This window comes from Leifsonia sp. ZF2019, assembly GCF_019924635.1.
GTDB lineage: Bacteria > Actinomycetota > Actinomycetes > Actinomycetales > Microbacteriaceae > Leifsonia.
The window spans coordinates 2,408,514-2,427,254 of the sequence record NZ_CP065037.1; the positions used below are offsets into that span (position 1 = coordinate 2,408,514).

The 18,741-nt window shown below is 69.8% G+C and carries 19 protein-coding genes; 5 read left to right on the plus strand and 14 right to left on the minus strand.

Features of this window, described 5'->3' with window-relative positions; all coding sequences use genetic code 11:
* Nucleotides 1-84 precede the first annotated feature (84 nt).
* Nucleotides 85-708: a 30S ribosomal protein S4 gene (rpsD, locus tag IT072_RS11780; RefSeq protein WP_025155698.1), complete on the minus strand. Its 624-nt coding sequence runs from the start codon at nt 706-708 to the stop codon at nt 85-87.
* A gap of 194 nt (nt 709-902) precedes the next feature.
* On the minus strand, nt 903-2,243 hold the full coding sequence (locus tag IT072_RS11785) for a replication-associated recombination protein A (RefSeq protein ID WP_223356815.1): 1,341 nt from the start codon (nt 2,241-2,243) through the stop codon (nt 903-905).
* A gap of 166 nt (nt 2,244-2,409) precedes the next feature.
* On the opposite strand from IT072_RS11785, the gene IT072_RS11790 reads away from it, so the two are divergent.
* The 3 genes from IT072_RS11790 to IT072_RS11800 all read left to right on the plus strand — a co-directional run bounded on the left by IT072_RS11790 (nt 2,410) and on the right by IT072_RS11800 (nt 5,197).
* A complete protein-coding gene (locus IT072_RS11790; protein WP_223356816.1) occupies nt 2,410-3,207 on the plus strand; it encodes a peptidylprolyl isomerase in 798 nt (265 codons plus the stop codon).
* A gap of 76 nt (nt 3,208-3,283) precedes the next feature.
* Nucleotides 3,284-4,513, plus strand: a complete 1,230-nt coding sequence (locus tag IT072_RS11795) for a DUF349 domain-containing protein (RefSeq protein ID WP_223356817.1) — start codon at nt 3,284-3,286, stop codon at nt 4,511-4,513.
* 87 nt (nt 4,514-4,600) lie between these two features.
* Nucleotides 4,601-5,197 (plus strand): hypothetical protein, encoded by a 597-nt coding sequence (locus IT072_RS11800; RefSeq protein WP_223356820.1) that lies wholly within the window; start codon nt 4,601-4,603, stop codon nt 5,195-5,197.
* Here IT072_RS11800 and IT072_RS11805 read toward each other — a convergent pair.
* The 12 genes from IT072_RS11805 to pdxS all read right to left on the minus strand — a co-directional run bounded on the left by IT072_RS11805 (nt 5,184) and on the right by pdxS (nt 16,393).
* A complete protein-coding gene (locus IT072_RS11805) occupies nt 5,184-7,433 on the minus strand; it encodes a RelA/SpoT family protein (RefSeq protein WP_223356823.1) in 2,250 nt (749 codons plus the stop codon). The two genes, IT072_RS11800 and IT072_RS11805, sit on opposite strands and share 14 nt — an antisense overlap.
* Before the next feature lie 69 nt (nt 7,434-7,502).
* On the minus strand, nt 7,503-7,856 hold the full coding sequence (locus tag IT072_RS11810; RefSeq protein WP_223356825.1) for a rhodanese-like domain-containing protein: 354 nt from the start codon (nt 7,854-7,856) through the stop codon (nt 7,503-7,505).
* Between the two features lie 9 nt (nt 7,857-7,865).
* Nucleotides 7,866-8,885, minus strand: coding sequence for a protein translocase subunit SecF (gene secF / locus IT072_RS11815; RefSeq protein WP_223356827.1), 1,020 nt, complete (start codon nt 8,883-8,885; stop codon nt 7,866-7,868).
* Complete coding sequence (gene secD / locus IT072_RS11820; protein WP_223356829.1) at nt 8,885-10,624, minus strand: protein translocase subunit SecD; 1,740 nt, start codon at nt 10,622-10,624, stop codon at nt 8,885-8,887. Before secD ends, secF begins: the two co-directional genes overlap by 1 nt.
* Nucleotides 10,625-10,689: 65 nt before the next feature.
* Nucleotides 10,690-11,109, minus strand: a complete 420-nt coding sequence (yajC, locus tag IT072_RS11825; RefSeq protein ID WP_223356832.1) for a preprotein translocase subunit YajC — start codon at nt 11,107-11,109, stop codon at nt 10,690-10,692.
* Between the two features lie 56 nt (nt 11,110-11,165).
* Nucleotides 11,166-12,203, minus strand: a complete 1,038-nt coding sequence (ruvB, locus tag IT072_RS11830) for a Holliday junction branch migration DNA helicase RuvB (RefSeq protein ID WP_223356834.1) — start codon at nt 12,201-12,203, stop codon at nt 11,166-11,168.
* Nucleotides 12,200-12,820, minus strand: a complete 621-nt coding sequence (ruvA, locus tag IT072_RS11835) for a Holliday junction branch migration protein RuvA (protein WP_223356836.1) — start codon at nt 12,818-12,820, stop codon at nt 12,200-12,202. The genes ruvB and ruvA overlap by 4 nt, the downstream gene beginning before the upstream one ends.
* The gene (ruvC, locus tag IT072_RS11840; protein WP_223356838.1) at nt 12,817-13,413 is read right to left on the minus strand and encodes a crossover junction endodeoxyribonuclease RuvC; all 597 of its coding nucleotides are present in this window, start codon (nt 13,411-13,413) and stop codon (nt 12,817-12,819) included. The genes ruvA and ruvC overlap by 4 nt, the downstream gene beginning before the upstream one ends.
* Before the next feature lie 10 nt (nt 13,414-13,423).
* Nucleotides 13,424-14,188 carry a YebC/PmpR family DNA-binding transcriptional regulator gene (locus IT072_RS11845; protein ID WP_223356840.1) on the minus strand — a complete coding sequence of 255 codons (765 nt, stop codon included), beginning with the start codon at nt 14,186-14,188 and terminating at the stop codon, nt 13,424-13,426.
* Nucleotides 14,189-14,243: 55 nt separating this feature from the next.
* On the minus strand, nt 14,244-14,873 hold the full coding sequence (locus tag IT072_RS11850; protein ID WP_223356842.1) for a hypothetical protein: 630 nt from the start codon (nt 14,871-14,873) through the stop codon (nt 14,244-14,246).
* The gene (gene pdxT, locus IT072_RS11855) at nt 14,870-15,487 is read right to left on the minus strand and encodes a pyridoxal 5'-phosphate synthase glutaminase subunit PdxT (protein WP_223356844.1); all 618 of its coding nucleotides are present in this window, start codon (nt 15,485-15,487) and stop codon (nt 14,870-14,872) included. Before pdxT ends, IT072_RS11850 begins: the two co-directional genes overlap by 4 nt.
* Nucleotides 15,488-16,393 (minus strand): pyridoxal 5'-phosphate synthase lyase subunit PdxS, encoded by a 906-nt coding sequence (gene pdxS, locus IT072_RS11860; RefSeq protein WP_327058906.1) that lies wholly within the window; start codon nt 16,391-16,393, stop codon nt 15,488-15,490.
* 84 nt (nt 16,394-16,477) lie between these two features.
* On the opposite strand from pdxS, the gene IT072_RS11865 reads away from it, so the two are divergent.
* Both IT072_RS11865 and pdxY read left to right on the plus strand, forming a co-directional pair.
* Nucleotides 16,478-17,827 carry an aminotransferase class I/II-fold pyridoxal phosphate-dependent enzyme gene (locus tag IT072_RS11865; protein WP_223356847.1) on the plus strand — a complete coding sequence of 450 codons (1,350 nt, stop codon included), beginning with the start codon at nt 16,478-16,480 and terminating at the stop codon, nt 17,825-17,827.
* Nucleotides 17,824-18,675: a pyridoxal kinase PdxY gene (pdxY, locus tag IT072_RS11870; protein ID WP_223356849.1), complete on the plus strand. Its 852-nt coding sequence runs from the start codon at nt 17,824-17,826 to the stop codon at nt 18,673-18,675. Before IT072_RS11865 ends, pdxY begins: the two co-directional genes overlap by 4 nt.
* Nucleotides 18,676-18,741: the final 66 nt, after the last annotated feature.

Here is an 18,741-nt window from a genome sequence, read left to right on the forward strand (position 1 = left end):
GCCGTCGAGGGGGCACAGCGCCGGAGACGACGGAACGGGGCCGCGGCCGAAGCCACGACCCCGTTCCGGGAGTCTCGCGGAGCCTTAGCGGGCCGCGTAGTACTCGACGACCAGCTGGACCTCACAGGTGACGGGGACCTCGGCGCGCTTGGGGCGACGCTCGAGGCGGGCCTGCAGCTTGTCGATCTCGACGTCGAGGTAGGCCGGGACCTTGGGCAGGACGTCGACGTGACCGCCGGCGGCCGCGACCTGGAAGGGCTCGGTGCCCTCGGAGCGGGCCTTGACGTGGATGAGCTGACCCGGCTTCACGCGGAACGAGGGGCGGTCCACGATCTTGCCGTCGACGAGGATGTGGCGGTGCACGACGAACTGGCGGGCCTGCGAGATGGTGCGGGCGAAGCCTGCGCGGAGCACGAGCGCGTCCAGACGCATCTCGAGGATCTCGACCAGGTTCTCACCGGTCAGGCCCTGGGTGCGGCGGGCCTCTTCGAAGGCGATGCGCAGCTGCTTCTCGCGGATGCCGTACTGGGCGCGCAGGCGCTGCTTCTCGCGCAGACGCACGGCGTAGTCGGAGTCGGCCTTGCGCTTGGTGCGGCCGTGCTCACCGGGGGCGTACGGGCGCTTCTCGAGGTAGCGCGCGGCCTTCGGGGTGAGCGCGATGCCGAGGGCACGCGACTCGCGGGTCTTGCTACGGGAACGTGAAGACACGGTTTCCTTTCAATGGTCTCTCTAGTACATGGACTGCGGAACGCGACACAGGCGTCCGCGCGCACGACGAGTGCGCTGAGAGAGGGATTCAGTGCCCGGGGCGTCCGGCTACAGGACCGTCCCCTTCGAGAGCGTGGTGAGCGCAGCCGCACGCCGCACACGCTTCTAGGCCCATCGAGTGTATCAGAACGAGGTCAGCGCCCGCGCACGATGCGGCGCAGCTTCGCCAGGCGTGCGGACACGTCGCGCTCGTTGCCGTGCTCCGTCGGCGCGTAGTAGGTCGTGTCCTTCAGCTCGTCGGGCAGGTACTGCTGCTCCAGCACGCCGAGCTCGGCGTCGTGCGGGTACTTGTACCCCTTGCCGTGCCCCAGGCGCTTGGCACCCGGATAGTGCGCGTCGCGCAGGTGCTTCGGCACGCGCCCGATCTTGCCTGCCCGCACATCCGCGATGGCGGCGTCGAGCGCCATGTACGCGGCGTTGGACTTCGGCGCCGTCGCCAGATGGACCACCGCCTGCGCCAGCGGGATGCGCCCCTCCGGCATCCCCACGAACTGCACGGCGTCGGCGGCCGCGACGGCCACCACCAGCGCTTGCGGGTCGGCCATCCCGATGTCTTCCGACGCGGAGATGATGATCCGCCGCGCGATGAACCGCGGGTCCTCCCCCGCCTCGATCATCCGGGCCAGGTAGTGCAAGGCGGCGTCGACGTCCGAGCCGCGCACCGACTTGATGAACGCGCTGATGACGTCGTAGTGCTCGTCGCCGTTGCGGTCGTAACGCAGGAGCGCGCGGTCCACGGCCTGCGCGACGATCTCGGCCGTGATCACCGGCTTCTTCTTCGATGTCGCCGGCGTCGCCGACGCGGCCGACACCGAGGCCGCCTCCAGTGCTGTCAGCGCGCGGCGCGCATCGCCTGAGGCCAGCCGGATGATCGCCGCGCGGGCGTCGTCGGCCAGCGCGTACTGTCCGCCGAGGCCGCGGTCGTCCGCGACGGCGCGGTCGACGACCACGCCGAGGTCCTCGTCGCTCAGCGTCTCGAGCGTGAGCAGCAGCGAACGGGACAGGAGCGGCGAGATGACCGAGAACGACGGGTTCTCGGTGGTGGCGGCCACGAGGATGACCCAGCCGTTCTCCACACCGGGGAGCAGGGCGTCCTGCTGGGCCTTCGTGAAGCGGTGGATCTCGTCGAGGAAGAGCACGGTCGAGACACCGTAGAGATCGCGCGTCGAGAGCGCCTCGTCCATGACCAGGCGAACGTCCTTGACTCCCGCCGTCACGGCCGAGAGCTCGACGAACCGGCGGCCGGAGGAATGGGCGATCGCCTGGGCGAGCGTCGTCTTGCCCGTACCGGGCGGTCCCCACAGGATGACGGAGACGGAGCCGGTCTCCCCCGACTGGTCGGAGGCGAGGGCCACCAGCGGCGACCCCGGCCGCAGCAGGTGCCGTTGTCCCGCGACCTCGTCGAGCGAGGTCGGCCGCATGCGCACGGCGAGCGGCGTCGCTCCGGTGCGGAGCCCGGGTTGCACATCGACCATCCCCCCAGGCTACCGGCCGCCACCGACACCGCGGTCGAGCGCTTCGACCCGCTGCGCTCGTTGGTTTGTCGTCCATAGGTCCGCCGGATAGGGTTCTCCTGACCCGCGGACCGGTCTTCCTCGGGACACCGACTCCCCGCTCGACGGCGCCCCTCGGAGGACACACGTGGCACCCAGCAAGCAGAACGACCGCGACGCGCGGCAGGCGCGCGAACGCCTGCGCGCCTACCAGGCGCGGCAGACCGTCCACGGCGAGAAGGTCAAGCGCCGCACGCGCGACAACTGGATCGCCGGGATCGCGGTCGTCGTCATCGTCGGACTCGCCGTCGCGACGCAGCTCCTCTACTTCACGGGCGGCCCCGGAGCCCCGACCGCCTCCGCCTCGCCGTCCACGACGCCGACGCCCACTCCGGCCGCCACCGGCTCGAACACCGGCGACGTCCCCTCCGCGAGCATTGCCGAGGGCCGCGACTGGACGGGCTCGCTCGTCATCAACGGGATCGACCTGGGCGTCACCCTCGACGGCAAGCAGGCGCCTCAGGCCGTGTCGTCCACCATCTCCCTCGCGAAGAAGGGCTTCTACGACGGACTGAGCTGCCACCGCCTCACCACCTCGGGCATCTTCGTGCTCCAGTGCGGCGACCCGAAGGGCGATGGCAGCGGCGGTCCCGGCTACTCGTACGGCCCGGTGGAGAACGCCCCCGCCGACGGCACCTACCCGGCCGGCACCATCGCCATGGCCCGTCAGAGCGGCAACGGCTACAGCCAGGGCAGCCAGTTCTTCATCGTCTACAAGGACAGCCCGATCCCCTCGGACGCCGCCGGTGGATACACCGTGCTCGGCCGGATCACGAGCGGGCTCGACACCCTGACCTCCGACGTCGTGGCCAAGGGCGTCGAGGGCGGCGGGACCGACGGCAAGCCGTCGGTGGCGACGAAGATCGACAGCTTCACGCTGCAGTGATGCGGCGTGTGCAATAGGCTGATTCCACCGCGGGGCGGGTTCTCCGCCCTGACCGCACAGCAGCAAGGTGAGGCTCTTGGCTACTTCTGAACAGCACCCCTGGGGTCGCGTCGACGAGACCGGGACCGTGTACGTCCGCGAGGGCGACGGGGAACGCGTCGTCGGCCAGTATCCGGACGGCACGCCCGAGGAAGCGATCGGCTACTTCGAGCGCAAGTACACCGATCTCGCCGGGCAGGTCTCGCTGCTCGAGCAGCGCGCCCGCCGGGGCGCCCCCGCCGCCGACATCGCCAAGTCCGTCGCCAACCTCCGCTCCTCCGTCGAGGGCGCCAACGCCGTCGGCGACCTCGCCTCCCTGCTCACGCGTCTGGACGCCCTGGGCGGCACCGTCGAGGAGCTCACCGAGCAGCAGAGCGCCGAGGCCAAAGCGGCCGTGGAGTCCGCGATCGCCGAGCGGACGGCCATCGTCGAGGAGGCCGAAGCCCTCGCCGCGCAGGACCCGGAGCGCACCCAGTGGAAGCAGACCACCGCGAGCCTGGACGCTCTGTTCGCGCGGTGGCAGTCCCATCAGCACGATGGCCCGCGACTGCCGAAGAACGAGGCGAACGAGCTCTGGAAGCGTTTCCGGGCGGCCCGCTCGACGATCGAGCACAACCGCAAGGCGTTCTTCGCCGAGCTGGACAACCAGCACCGCGATGTCCGCAGCCGCAAGAACGCGCTGATCGAGCAGGCCGAGAAGCTCATCCCGCTCGGCGCCGACGGCGTCCCGGAGTATCGCCGCCTGCTCGACCAGTGGAAGCTCGCGGGCCGCGCCGGCAAGAAGAACGACGACGCGCTGTGGGCTCGCTTCAAGGCGGCCGGTGACGCGATCTACTCCGCGAAGGCCGAGGTCGACGCCCGCGACAACGAGGAGTACGAGGCCAACCTCCAGCTCAAACTCGCGCTGCTCGACGAGGCGGAGCCGCTTCTCGGCGAGAAGGACCGCGAGGTCGCACGCAACGCCCTCCTCTCGATCCAGGAGCGCTGGGACGCCATCGGTCGCGTGCCGCGCGAGCAGGTGCGCCCGATCGAAGACCGGCTGCGCAAGGTCGAGACGGCCGTCCGCCGTCTCGACGAAGAGCACTGGGAGCGCAACAACCCCGAGAAGAAGGCGCGGTCCGAAGGGCTTGCCAGTCAGCTCAACGCGGCGATCGCGAAGCTCGAGCAGGAGCTCGCCGAGGCGCAGGCCGGCGGCGACGCCGCCAAGGTCAAGGCGGCCCAGGAGGCCCTCGACGCCCGCAAGATCTGGCTCGACGCGCTCGGCTGATCCTCCCCAACCGGATCAACTCGACGGCTTTTCCACAGATTCCGCTCCCGGCCGTCTCCCCGGCGCCGCACCCGCCACGCTGGAGAGATGACCGAGACACTGTGTCCCACCCTCTTGGACCGCCGCGTCCTTCCCCTCGCCGAGCTCCTGGCCCTCGTTCTCGACGGCCAGGCGTACCGTGTCGGTGACGCGTTCGCCCCGATCGACACCCCTGACACCCCGGCGCTCCGCGCGAGCGCCCTGAGGGCCGCCGTCCCGCGGCGAGCGATCGCCGAGCGGGCGACGGCCGCCTGGATCCACGGGGCGAGGAGCAGTCCGCCGGTCCGGCCGCAGGTGTGCCTCCGACCGCCCGATCGCGGTGCGCGCATCCCGGTGAGCGTGGACAGCAGGCAACGGCGACTCACCGCACACGAGACGACGATGATCGGCCCGCTGGCGGTGACCACTCCCCTGCGCACCGCTGCTGATCTCGTCCTCACCGCCGCAGAGTTCTCCGAGCCCGACGCACTGGAGGTCCGGCATCTCCTGGCGATCGAATCGGCAGCGCCGTCGGCGCTGCTCGCGTTCGTCCCCCGGACACGCCGCGGCGGCGCCGTGCGCGTGATCCGGCGGCTCGCGCTGGTCGAGCGGAGTCCGCTGCCCGTGTCCGTGCCGGACGAGGCCGCCGGTGTCAGCCCGCGCTGACGCGATACACGTCGTAGACGCCGTCGATCCGGCGCGCGGCGTTGAGCACGCGGTCGAGGTGGGTCGTGTCCCCCATCTCGAAGACGAAGCGGCTGAGCGCGAGACGATCGCTCGAGGTCGTCACCGTCGCGGAGAGGATGTTGACGTGGTGCTCCGAGAGCACCCTCGTGACGTCCGAGAGCAGACCGGAGCGGTCGAGCGCCTCGACCTGGATCTGCACCAGGAAGACGCTCTTCGAGCTCGGCGCCCACTCGACGTCGATCATCCGCTCTGGCTCTTGCAGCAGCGACTGCACATTGTGGCAGTTCGCCTGGTGCACGGACACGCCCTGCCCGCGCGTGATGAACCCGACGATCGGGTCGCCCGGCACCGGTGTGCAGCACTTCGCCAACTTGACCAGGATGTCCGGCGCCCCGCGCACGAGCACGCCGGAGTCGCTGTTGCGCAGCGTGCGCCCGCGACCCTTGACCGGGATGTCGATCTCGCCGTCCGACTCGACCTCGCTCTGCAGCGACGCCACAACCTTCTCGATCACGGACTGGGTCGAGACGTGCCCCTCGCCGACCGCCGCATACAGCGTCGACACGTCCGCATACTTCAGCGACGACGCGACCTCCACGAGCGCGTCCTGCGTCATCAGCTTCTGGAGCGGGAGGTTCTGCTTGCGCATCGCGCGCGCGATCGCATCCTTGCCCTGCTCGATCGCCTCGTCGCGGCGCTCCTTCGTGAACCACTGGCGGATCTTGTTGCGCGCGCGGGGGCTCTTGACGAAGTTGAGCCAGTCCTGGCTGGGGCCGGAGTCGGGGTTCTTCGAGGTGAAGATCTCGACGACGTCACCCGTGGCCAGCGTGCTCTCCAACGGGACCAGCCTGCCGTTGACCTTCGCCCCCATGGTGCGGTGGCCGACCTCGGTGTGCACGGCGTACGCGAAGTCGACCGGCGTCGCGCCGGCGGGGAGGCCGATCACGCGGCCCTTCGGCGTGAAGACGTAGACCTCCTTGGCGCCGATCTCGAAGCGCAGCGAGTCCAGGAACTCGCTCGGGTCGGCCGTCTCGGCCTGCCAGTCGGAGATGTGCGCCAGCCAGGCGAGATCGGTGTCGTTCGCGGACGGGCCGCCCGAGCTCTTTCCGGTGGTCTGCTCCTTGTACTTCCAGTGCGCGGCGACACCGAACTCCGCCCGCTGGTGCATCTCCTCCGTGCGGATCTGGATCTCGACGGGACGACCCAGAGGTCCGATGACGGTGGTGTGGAGCGACTGGTAGAGGTTGAACTTGGGAGTCGCGATGTAATCCTTGAAGCGGCCCGGCATCGGCGTCCAGCGGGCGTGGATCTGCCCGAGCACCGCGTAGCAGTCGCGCACCGTGTTCACCAGGACGCGGATGCCGACGAGGTCGTAGATATCGTCGAACTCCCGGCCGCGGACCACCATCTTCTGATAGATCGAGTAGTACTGCTTGGGGCGACCGACGACCTTGCCGCGGATGCGGGCCGACTTGAGGTCGTCGTTGATCGCGTCGATCACCTGCTGGACGAGACGCTCGCGCTCAGGCGTGCGCTGCTTCACGAGGCTCTCGATCTCAGCGTAGAGCTTGGGGTAGAGCACCGCGAACGAGAGGTCCTCGAGCTCCCACTTGATCGCCTGAATGCCGAGCCGGTGGGCCAGCGGCGCATAGATCTCGAGCGTCTCCGTCGCCTTGCGAGTGGCATTCGCGGCGGGCACGAAGCCCCAGGTGCGCGCGTTGTGCAGGCGGTCGGCGAGCTTGATGATGAGCACACGGATGTCCTTCGACATCGCCACGATCATCTTGCGGACCGTCTCGGCCTGCGCACTGTCGCCGTACTTGACCTTGTCGAGCTTCGTCACGCCGTCGACGAGCATCGCGATCTCGTCGCCGAACTGATCGCGCAGCTCGTCCAGCGTGTACTCCGTGTCCTCCACGGTGTCGTGCAGGAGGGCGGCGGCGATGGTCTTGGCGCCGATCCCGAGGTCCGCGATGATCTGCGCCACTGCGACCGGATGCGTAATGTACGGCTCACCCGAGCGGCGCTTCTGCCCGGTGTGTGCGCGCTCCGCGACGGCGTAGGCGCGCTCGATCAGCGAGAGGTCGGCCTTCGGGTGGTGCATGCGCACCGTCCGGATCAGGGTGTCGACCGCTCCCGCCGGCTGTGCGCGCGAGAAGATGCGCGGCACCAGCCGGCGCAGGGAGGCGGACTGCGGTGTCGAAGTATCAACCATGTGCGCGCCTCCTGTCGTCCATTATCACCGCTCGGACGGGGCGCTCCTGCCGTCGTCCGCTCGCAGCGATCAGCTGACGGCTCCCGCGGGTCCGGCGCCCCGCTCGATCGGGGCCCCGACGGACTCCCAGGCGATCATCCCGCCCGCGACGTTCGCCGCTGGGAAGTCGGCGCGCACGAGCGCGTCCGTCACCATGCGCGAGCGGGCGCCCGAATGGCAGATCACCAGGATCTGGCGGTCCTCCGGCAACTCGTCCTGGCGGTCCTGCAACTGGGAGAGCGGGATGAGGTGCGCCTCCGGAGAGCGCACCTCCTCCCACTCGTACGCTTCGCGGACGTCGAGCAGCCAGGCCTCCCCCGCGGCGACGATCTCGTGGGCGCGGGCAGCGCTCACCTCGTCCTCGGAGAGATAGGGGCCGCCCATGCGCCGCTCCTACTCCGCCGCGATGGCGTCGGTCGGCTGGGGGGCCGCCGCCTTGGGGCGGATCGAGCGAACCTTCTGGTCGTGCTTCTTGATCCCCGCCTCGCCCTCGCGGAACTGCGAGTACATCGGCGCTGCCAGGAAGATCGTCGAGTACGTGCCGACGATGATGCCGATCAGGAGGGCCAGCGAGATATCGCGCAGTGTCGCCGCACCGAGCGCGTAGGCGCCGATGAAGAGGATCGACGCGACCGGGAGCACGGCGACGACGGCGGTGTTGATCGACCGCACGAGGGTCTGGTTGACGGCGAGGTTCACCGACTCCGCGAAGGTCCGCCGCGTCAGCTCCATCTCCTCGCGGGTGTTCTCCCGGACCTTGTCGAACACCACGACCGTGTCGTACAGCGAATAGCCGAGGATCGTCAGGAAGCCGATCATCGTGGCCGGCGAGACCTCGAACCCGACCAGAGCGTAGATGCCCGCGGTGATGATGAGGTCGTGGAACAGCGAGATGATCGCCGACACCGACATCTTCCAGGTGCGGAAGTACAGCGCCATGGCGATGAACGCCAACAGCAGGAACACGACCAGGCCCTGGATGGACTGCTGCGTCACGTCCGCCCCCCAGGAGGGGCCGATGAATGTCGACGCGACCTCGGAGTCCGGGACGCCGTAGGCCTTGGCGAGCGCGTCGGCGACCGCCTTGGTCTCGGTGTCGGACAGCTGGTCGGTCTGCACCTGGACGGCGTTGGAGCCGACCACGCTGACGTGGGAGACGGCGTTCGGCACGACGCTCGTGACGGCGTCCTGCGCCTTGGTGGTGTCGGTGCTCTCGACGTTCGTGATCTGGAACTGCGAACCGCCGCGGAACTCGATCGAGAAGTTGAAGCCGCCCTTGAGGACCGGGATCAGGATCGACGCGATGACCATGACGGCCGCGATCGCGTACCAGATCTTGCGCTTGCCGACGAAGTCGAACGAGCGAGCACCCGTGTAGAGGTCGTTGCCGAACTTGGTGAGACGGCTGGCCATCAGGAGTCCTTCCCGTCGGTCGATCGATCGGACGACGACGAGCTCGAAGCGCCGCTCAGCTCGGCGGCCTTGCGCTCGGCGATCGTCTGGCGGCGGGCCGCCTCCTTGCTGCTGCGCGCAGCGGTTCCGGCACCGACCTTCGCCGCGGACGGCGTGCGGAACTGCGCGGCGCCGCGGTACACGGCGCCCAGCGCCTGCGGGTCGAGACCGGACCACGCGTGGCCCTCGCTGAAGAACCGCGTACGGCCGAGCAGCTGCAGCGTCGGGTGCGTGAACAGGAGCACGACGATCACGTCGATGATCGTGGTCAGACCCAGCGTGAACGCGAAGCCGCGCACATTGGCGGCGGCCAGGATGTACAGCACGATCGCGGCGAGGAGGTTGGTGGCTTTCGACGCGTAGATCGTGCGACGGGCGCGCGCCCATCCGGCCTCCACCGCGGATTCGAGACTCCTCCCGTCTCGCAGCTCGTCACGTATTCGTTCGAAGTACACGATGAACGAGTCCGCTGTGAATCCGATCGCGACGATGAGACCGGCGACGCCCGCGAGCGACAGACGGTAACCGTAGTGCCACGACAGCAGCGAGATCGTCAGCCAGGTCAGCACGCCGGCCACGACGAGCGAGAAGATCGTGACGAAGCCGAGGAGACGGTACTGGAAGAAGGTGTAGATGCCGACGAGGATCAGACCGATCAGACCCGCGACGAGACCGCTGATGAGCTGCGAGGCGCCCAGCGTCGCCGAGATGGTGTCCTGGCTCTGAACCTTGAAGCTGAACGGCAGCGCACCGAACTTGAGCTGGTCGGCCAGTGCCTTGGCGGTCGACTCCGTGAAGTTGCCCGTGATCTGCGGCTTGCCGTCGGTGATCGCGGCCTGCGTCGTCGGTGCGGAGATGACCTTGCCATCGAGGACGATCGCGAACTGGTTCTGCGCGCCGGTCAAGCCGACGAGGCGAGTGGTGACGTCCGCGAACTGCTTGGTCCCCGTGGAGTCGAACACGATGTTGACGGCCCACTGGCCGGTCGTGACGCCCTGCGAGCTCTGCACGAGCCCGGCGGAGGCGTCGCTGATGTTCTGACCCTTCACCTCGACAGGACCGAGCAGGTACTTGACCTGGTTCTGGTCGTCACAGGTGATGAGCGGCTGGTCGGTCGGCGCCGAGCTGGCGTCCGGATTGCTCTTCGACGAGCACGAGTACGCGTTGAAGTCGGCCTGCAGCTTGGGCGTCACCCAGGCGAGATCGCTGCCGTTCGTCGGCGATGCGGACGGCGTCGACTGCAGGTCCGGGGCCGGAGTCGGAGCCGGGGTGGACTTGCCGTCAGCGCCGACGACCTCATTGGTCGGGCCGCCCGAGACCAGGACCGGGCGGAAATCGAGGCGAGCGCTCGACTTGACGCGGTTCAGGGTCTCTTCGTCGGGCTTGCCCGGCAGGGAGACGACGATGTTGCGCGAGCCCTCGGTGGAGATCTGCGCCTCGGAGATGCCCGAGGCGTCGATGCGCTGGCGGATGATCGACACGGCCTGGTCCAGCTGCTGCTGCTGGATCTGCTGCCCGTTCTCGACCTGTGGGGTCAGGATCACCTGGGTCCCGCCCTCGAGATCGAGGGCGAGCTTCGGCAGCCAGGTCGCGTTGCTGAACAGCACACCGGCGGTGAGGGTGCCCAGGAGCACCACGACCAGCACACCGAGCCACGTCAGCGAACGCCAGGCTTTCTTGACCGGAGTCGACTTTGCCACCTAGGAACTCAGCTTTCTACGAGTGTTCCGCGCACGCCGAAGCGCCGCGGCCCACGGGTCGGGAGTTAGTCGTCGCTCTTCGCGCCGGGCTTCTTGGAGGTCTCGTCGATCCGCTCGCCGTACTCCGGCGTGTCGTGGCGGATGGCGTGGTCCTCGTTGAGCTCGGCGGAACCGGTCGTGAGTTCAGCGTCGGTGTCGGCCTCGGCCGGCTCGGCGACGGTGGGCTCCACGACGCGGGCGAGCACCTGCCGGTGCACCTTGATGACGTGGCCGGGGCTGGTCTCGACGAGCGCGGTGTTGTCGTCCTCGTTGACGGACAGCAGCGTCCCGTAGAGGCCGAAGTTCGTCATGACCTCGGCGCCCGGCACCATCTTCGAACGCGTCTCGGCCTGCTCGCGCTGGCGCTTGCGGCTGTTGCGGAACATGAAGAAGATGAGGGCCGCCAGGATGACGACCATCACAATAGTCAGCGGATCAATGGCCATGGAATTCTGCCGAACCTTCCGGTGGGAGTCTGTGGGGGCCGAACGGCCACCTCACATCATAAGTCATCCATCAGGGATGGTTGCTCCGAACGGCCTTGGCGCGGGCCGGGAATCCCGAAGTGACGCCACGCGGCGGGTGTCGCGACCCGCCCTCGGGGGGTCCGCGACAGCAGCCCGATGCGCACCAGGAAGGGCTCGACGACCGATTCGATCGTCTCCGCCTCCTCGCCCACCGAGACCGCGAGCGTGTTCAGGCCGACCGGTCCTCCCTCGAAGCGTTCCAGGATGGCGTGCAGCACGGCGCGGTCGAGCCGGTCGAGGCCGAGCGGGTCGACATCGTACAGTTCGAGGGCTGCTCCGACGGCAGCGAGATCGGCGCGGCCGCCGTGCACGAGGGCGTAGTCCCGCACTCGCCGCAGCAGGCGGTTGGCGATACGCGGCGTTCCCCGGCAACGCCCGGCGATCTCGGCCAGCGCCTCCCGGTCGATCTCGAGCTCGAGCATGGTGGCCGCGCGCGAGAGCACCTGCGTCAACTCGCTCTCGTCATAGAACTCGAGATGCGCCGTGAAGCCGAACCGGTCACGCAGCGGGTTCGGGAGCAGGCCGGAGCGTGTCGTCGCGCCGACCAGGGTGAACGGGGCCAGGTCGAGCGGGATCGAGGTCGCCCCCGCCCCCTTGCCGACCATGATGTCGATGCGGAAGTCCTCCATCGCCAGGTACAGCATCTCCTCCGCGGAGCGCGCCATGCGGTGGATCTCGTCGATGAAGAGCACTTCGCCCGGCGTGAGCGACGACAGCAGAGCGGCGAGGTCTCCGGCGTGCTGGATCGCGGGGCCGCTCGACAGCCGCAGCGGACGCCCGCTCTCGTGCGCGACGATCATCGCGAGGGTCGTCTTGCCGAGACCGGGCGGCCCGGCCAGGAGGATGTGATCCGCGGTGCGATCCTGCATCTTCGCGGCGGTCAGGAGCAGCTGCAGCTGTCCCCTGACCTTCGCCTGGCCGACGAACTCGGCGAGCGATCGGGGGCGGAGGGCTCCTTCGAACGCGAGCTCGGACTCCGACTCGAGCTCCGGCGCGGTCAGGTCGTCGCTCATCGTGCGCCCTGCGCGGCCGGTCCGAGGCGCGAGAGGGTGAGCCGCAGGAGGGCCGGCACCGTGTCGCGCAGGGGTTCGTCCGTGTCGGCGACGACGTCGGCGAGGGCTTCGGCGGCGACCTTCTCGGGCCAGCCCAGACCGACCAGAGCGATGAGGACGCTGTCGGAGACGGACGACGGCGTGCGCACGGACGCGACCGCGGGAACCGCTCGCCGTGTGGCGACGAGCTTGCCCGTCAGCGAGACGACGATCAGTTTGGCCGTCTTGGGCCCGATTCCGGAGACCTTGCGGAACGGGGCGTCGTCGTCGGCCGCGACCGCGTCGGCGATCTGGTCCGGCGAGAGCACGGACAGGACGCCGATCGCGGACTTCGGCCCGACACCGGTGACGCCCGTGAGCAGCTCGAAGACGTCCAGCTGCTCACGGTCGACGAAGCCGAAGAGCTGGAGGGAGTCCTCGCGGACCACCATCGACGTGTGGATGAAGGCCTCCTCGCCGATGCGCAGCGAGAGCACGTGGTCGGGGGTCAGCTGGACGGCGAAGCCGACACCGCCGACCTCGAGCACGGCGGTGCCGCCGCTCGCGGAGAGGACGGTGCCGCGGAGAGAGGAGATCACCTGGCCAGCCTACGGGGAGCCGCCGACGCCCGGGCGGACCGCTCTGCGGCGAGCCACGCCGCCTGCGCCGGGGTCTGCGCCGCTCCCCCGCCGGAGGCCGATGCGGCCGCCGCCGGTGCACCACGCCAGGCATGGCAGATCGCGATCGCGAGCGCGTCCGCCGCGTCCGCGGGTTTGGGAGCCTCGGCGAGTCCGAGGATGCGCGCGACCATCGCCTGCACCTGCTTCTTGTCGGCCGAGCCGTACCCCGTGATCGCCGCCTTCACCTCGCTCGGCGTGTGCAGCGCGACGGGCAGGCTGCGCTTCGCCGCCGAGTGCAGTGCGACCCCGCTGACCTGGGCGATCCCCATGACGGTGCGCAGGTTGTGCTGCGCGAAGACACGCTCGATCGCGACGGCAGCGGGCCGGTGCTCGTCGAGGAGCCGCTCGATCCCGTCGCCCACGGCGAGCAATCGCTCTTCCAGCGGCATGCTGGGCGGGGTTCGGATGACCGTCACTTCCACGAGCGCGGCGCGGCGGTCGGGACGCACGTCCACGACGCCGACGCCGCACCGGGTCAGACCGGGGTCGATGCCGAGCACCCGGAACGACATGACAGGCCGCTTACTCGTCGTCTTCGTCGAGCTGCGCCTGGACCTCGGCGGTCAGATCGAGGTTCGTGTAGACGTTCTGCACGTCGTCCGAGTCCTCGAGCGCGTCGATGAGGCGGAAGACCTTGCGGGCGACCTCGGCGTCGGCCTCGACGTTCACGGTCGCGACGAACTCGGCATCGGCGGAGTCGTAGTCGATGCCGGCCTCCTGCAGCGCGGTGCGCGCGGCCACGAGGTCGGTGGCCTCGGTAATGACCTCGAACGTCTCACCGCGGTCGGTGACCTCTTCCGCGCCCGCGTCGAGCACGGCGCCGAGGACCGAGTCCTCGTCGACGCCGTCCGCGTGCGGCACCACGATGACGCCCTTGCGGTGGAAGTTGTAGGCGACGCTGCCCGGATCGGCCATCGTGCCGCCGTTGCGCGTCATGGCCGTGCGCACCTCGGCGGCGGCACGGTTCTTGTTCTCGGTGAGGCACTCGATCAGCAGGGCTACGCCGCCCGGGCCGTAGCCCTCGTACATGATCGTCGTGTAGTCGATGGTCTCACCGGTCAGGCCGGCACCGCGCTTGATCGCGCGATCGATGTTGTCGTTCGGGACCGACGTCTTCTTCGCCTTCTGCACGGCGTCGACGAGGGTCGGATTGCCGGAGAGGTCGGCGCCGCCGGTCTTGGCCGCGACCTCGATGTTCTTGATGAGCTTGGCGAACGACTTGGCACGGCGTGCGTCGATGACCGCCTTCTTGTGCTTGGTCGTGGCCCACTTGGAATGCCCGGACACTGGTGCTCCCTCGAGTTACGTTCTGAACCTGTCCATAGTAATCGACGGTGTTCCCTCAGCGGCGCAAGCGGATGCCGCGCCCCGCGTGGAACCGCTCGAAGACCGCCGGCTCGGCGACCGCGCCGGCCGCCGTCCGGCCGATCCCGGACGGGTTGTGGAAGATCAGCCTCCCGTCCGCGTCGCGCGCGTGCACGAGCACGAGGTGGCCGCCACGCCGGTGGTTCGGGCGGTCCGGCCAGCGGATCTCGGGAGAGACGGACGCGAGCACCACCGCGCCGTCGCCGATCCCCGGCGCCCAGTCGGCGACGCGCGCGTGCTCGAAGACGTCGCCGTCGATGCCGAAGTCGCGCGCGATCCAGGCGAGGAACGGCCGGTAGTAGAGGCCGTCGACCGTGTCGTCGCGCGGGACCAGCGCACCGGCCTCGACGGCGCCCGCGATCAGCTGCCGCATCGGCACGACCCGTGCCTCCGGACGCCAGGCGCGCAGCACGGAGCGGAACCCCGCCAGCCCGCAGACGTGCGCGGCCCAGTACTCGTACTCCTCCTCGGTGGCGTACCCGTCCGTGGCCCAGTCGTGGAACCGGCCCGGCCGTTCGCCGCGCACGATCACCGGCTCGTTGCACCGCAGATCGCCCCACTGCGACTCGTAGGGGTACACGGCGGTCGTCGACGGCGCTCCGGTCATCCCCGTACGGTAGCCGAGGCGCGCACCTTGTCGAGGAAGTAGGCGTGGAACCGCGTGTCCCCCGTGATCTCGGGATGGAACGACGTGCCCAGCAGGTTCCCCTGCTCCACGGCGACCACACGCCCGTCGGCGACGCGGGCGAGCGCCGTGGCCTTCTCCCCCACCGACTCGACGATCGGCGCGCGGATGAAGACCGCGTGCAACGGCTCGTCACCGATGACGGGGATGTCGAGGTCGGTCTCGAAGGAGTCGACCTGCGAACCGAACGCGTTCCGGCGTACGGCGACGTCGAGACCGCCCAGACTCTGCTGACCGGCGATGCCGTCGACGATCGTGTCGGCGAGCATGATGAGCCCGGCGCACGTCCCGTAGACCGGCAGGCCGCCCGCGATCGCCGCGCGCAGCGGCCCCGCGAGTCCGAACGCGCGAGACAGCTTGTCCATCACGCTGGACTCGCCCCCGGGGATGACGAGGCCGTCCACCGCCGCCAGCTCCTCCTCGCGGCGCACCGGAACCGCGTCGGCGCCCAGCCCTCGGAGGACCGCGATGTGCTCGCGGAAGTCCCCCTGCAGGGCGAGGACGCCGACGCGCGGTGCGCGCTGGTCGCTCAGCACTTACCAGCCACGCTCGGCGAGGCGGTGCGGCGCGGCGAGGTCCGACACGTTGATGCCGACCATGGCCTCGCCGAGGCCGCGCGACACCTCGGCGATGACCTTCGCGTCGTCGTAGAACGTGGTGGCCTTGACGATCGCGGCCGCACGCTGCTCGGGGTTGCCCGACTTGAAGATGCCCGAGCCGACGAACACGCCGTCCGCGCCGAGCTGCATCATCATCGCCGCGTCGGCCGGAGTGGCGACGCCGCCGGCGGTGAACAGCACCACGGGGAGCGTGCCGGTCTCCGCGACCTCGGCGACCAGCTCGTACGGCGCCTGCAGTTCCTTGGCCGCGACGTAGAGCTCGTCCCGCGACATCGATGTCAGCGCGTTGATCTCGGACGTGATCTTGCGGATGTGCTTCGTCGCCTCCGAGACATCGCCGGTGCCGGCCTCGCCCTTCGAGCGGATCATGGCCGCGCCCTCGTTGATGCGCCGGAGCGCCTCGCCGAGGTTGGTGGCGCCGCAGACGAACGGCACGGTGAACTTCCACTTGTCGATGTGGTTGACGTAGTCGGCGGGCGACAGCACCTCGGACTCGTCGATGTAGTCGACATCGAGCGCCTCGAGCACCTGTGCCTCGACGAAGTGGCCGATGCGGGCCTTCGCCATGACCGGGATCGACACCTCGGCGATGATCGCCTCGATGAGGTCGGGGTCGCTCATGCGGGCGACGCCGCCCTGGGCTCGGATGTCGGCCGGCACGCGCTCCAGCGCCATCACTGCGACGGCTCCGGCGTCCTCGGCGATGCGCGCCTGCTCCGGCGTGACGACGTCCATGATGACGCCGCCCTTCAGCATCTCCGCCAGTCCGCGCTTGACGCGGCTCGATCCCGTCGCGGTGCCCTGCAGTGTGTCTGTCATCATCGCCCTCTCGTGTGGAACACAATCCTGTTTGGCCTATGCCGAACGATAGCATCCTCACCGCGCCTCACTAGACTCGAATCCGAGATGGACGAACAGAGCATCACGGGGACCACGGCGGCCGAGATCGCGGCGAGCGTCCGCGCCCTCCACGAGCGCGGGGAGCTGCGCCGCGGCGACGCCCTTCCCCCCGTGCGCGAACTCGCAGGACGGCTCGGCATCAACCGCAACACGGCCGTCGCGGCCTACCGTCTGCTCGCCCAGGCCGGCGTCGTCGTCGCCCGGGGACGCGCCGGGACCGTGATCGCCGGCGTGGAGGCCGTCGCCCAGGAGGGCTACGCGCCCGACAGTGTGCTCCGCGACGTCGGCACCGGCAACCCCGACCCGCGCCGCATCCCCGACCCGTCGCGCGCGCTCGCCGGCGCCATCGGCCGGCCGGTGCTCTACGGCGAGCCGGTCATCGACCCGGGACTGGAAGCCTGGGCGCGCGCGTGGGTCCGACGTGACCTCCCCGATCCGGAGGTGCGGATCACGGTCACGAGCGGGGCGGTCGACGCGGTGGAGCGCCTGCTCGCCCAGGCCCTCCTCCGGGACGACGCGATCGCCCTGGAGGATCCCTGCTTCCTGGCGAGCATCCACACCGTCCGGCACGGCGGCTACCGGGCCGTCCCCGTCCCCGTCGACGACGAGGGGATGACGGTGGAGGGCCTGCGGGCGGCGCTCGACGCCGGGGTGCGCGCGATCATCTGCACGCCGCGGGCGCAGAACCCGACGGGGGCCACCCTCTCCCCCGCCCGCGCAGGCGCGCTGCGCGCCCAGCTCGCGGACCACCCCTACGTGCTCGTCATCGAGGACGACCACTTCTCGATGCTCTCGCAGCGCCCGTACGAGACGCTCATCGGCCCGGGCCACCGCCGCTACGCCCTGGTGCGCTCGGTGTCGAAGTTCCTGGGACCGGACATGTGCGTGGCGCTGGCAGCTACCGATCCCGAGACGGCCGAGCGGCTCGCGTTCCGGCTGAGCCCGGGGACGACCTGGGTGAGCCACATCCTCCAGCGTCTCGTGCACACCCAGCTGACGGACGCGGCGACGCTGGAGGCGATCTCCGACGCCGGTGCCCACTACGCCGAACGCAACGCCGATTTCGCCGCGCGCCTCGCCGAGCGTGGCCTCCCCGCCACGGCCGCGGACGGCCTCAACCTCTGGCTGGAGCTGCCCGTCGAGGCGCGTGCCGTCGCCGACCGGCTGATGCGCCGCGGCTGGCTGGCGCGCACCGGCGACGAGTTCCTCCTCGCCGACGCCGCCCCATCGCATCACCTGCGCCTCACCGTGCACGATCTCACGGCCGACGAGGCGGAGCGACTGGCGGACGACCTCGTGGACGCGGCCACGCGCGTGCGACGGCACCCCGTGCGCAATGAGAGGATCGAGAGATGAAGATCCTCTCGATCCAGTCGGCGGTCGCCTACGGTCACGTCGGCAACTCCGCCGCCGTCTTCCCGCTCCAGCGCATCGGCGTGGAGGTGCTCCCCGTCTACACGGTGAACTTCTCGAACCACACCGGCTACGGCGCCTGGCGCGGACCGCTGATCGCGCCGGACGACGTGCGCGAGGTCATCACCGGCATCGAGGAGCGCGGGGTGCTCGGGCAGGTCGACGCCGTCCTCTCCGGCTACCAGGGCGGCGAGGGCATCGGCGACGTGATCATCGACGCCGTCGCGCGCGTCAAGGCCGCCAACCCGAGCGCTGTCTACGCCTGCGACCCGGTCATGGGCAACGCGAAGTCCGGCTGCTTCGTCGCGCCGGCCATCCCGGACCTCCTGCGCGACCGCGTCGTCCCCGTCGCCGACATCATCACCCCGAACCAGTTCGAGCTCGGCTACCTGACCGGGACCACCCCGGACACGCTGGAGTCGACGCTGGAGTCGGTCGACGCCGCGCGTGCGATGGGACCGCGGACCGTCCTCGTGACGAGCGTCGAGCGCCCCGACCAGCCCGCCGACACCATCGAGATGCTCGCCGTCGACGACGCGGGCGCCTGGATCGTGCAGACTCCGCGGCTCCCGATGAAGGCGAACGGCTCGGGCGACGTCACCGCCGCGCTGTTCACCGCGCACTATGTCCGCACCGGCAGCGCAGAGACCGCCCTCCGCATGACGGTGTCGAGCGTGTTCGACCTGCTCACCCGCACGCTCGAGTCGGGCGAGCGGGAGCTGCAGCTCGTCGAGGCGCAGGAGTTCTACGCGCACCCTCGCGAGCAGTTCCCCGTTCGTCAGGTTCGCTGACCTCCCGCGCACTCGTGACGGATGCCGGCTCCGCAGACGCGAGAGTCGACATCCGTCACGAATGTC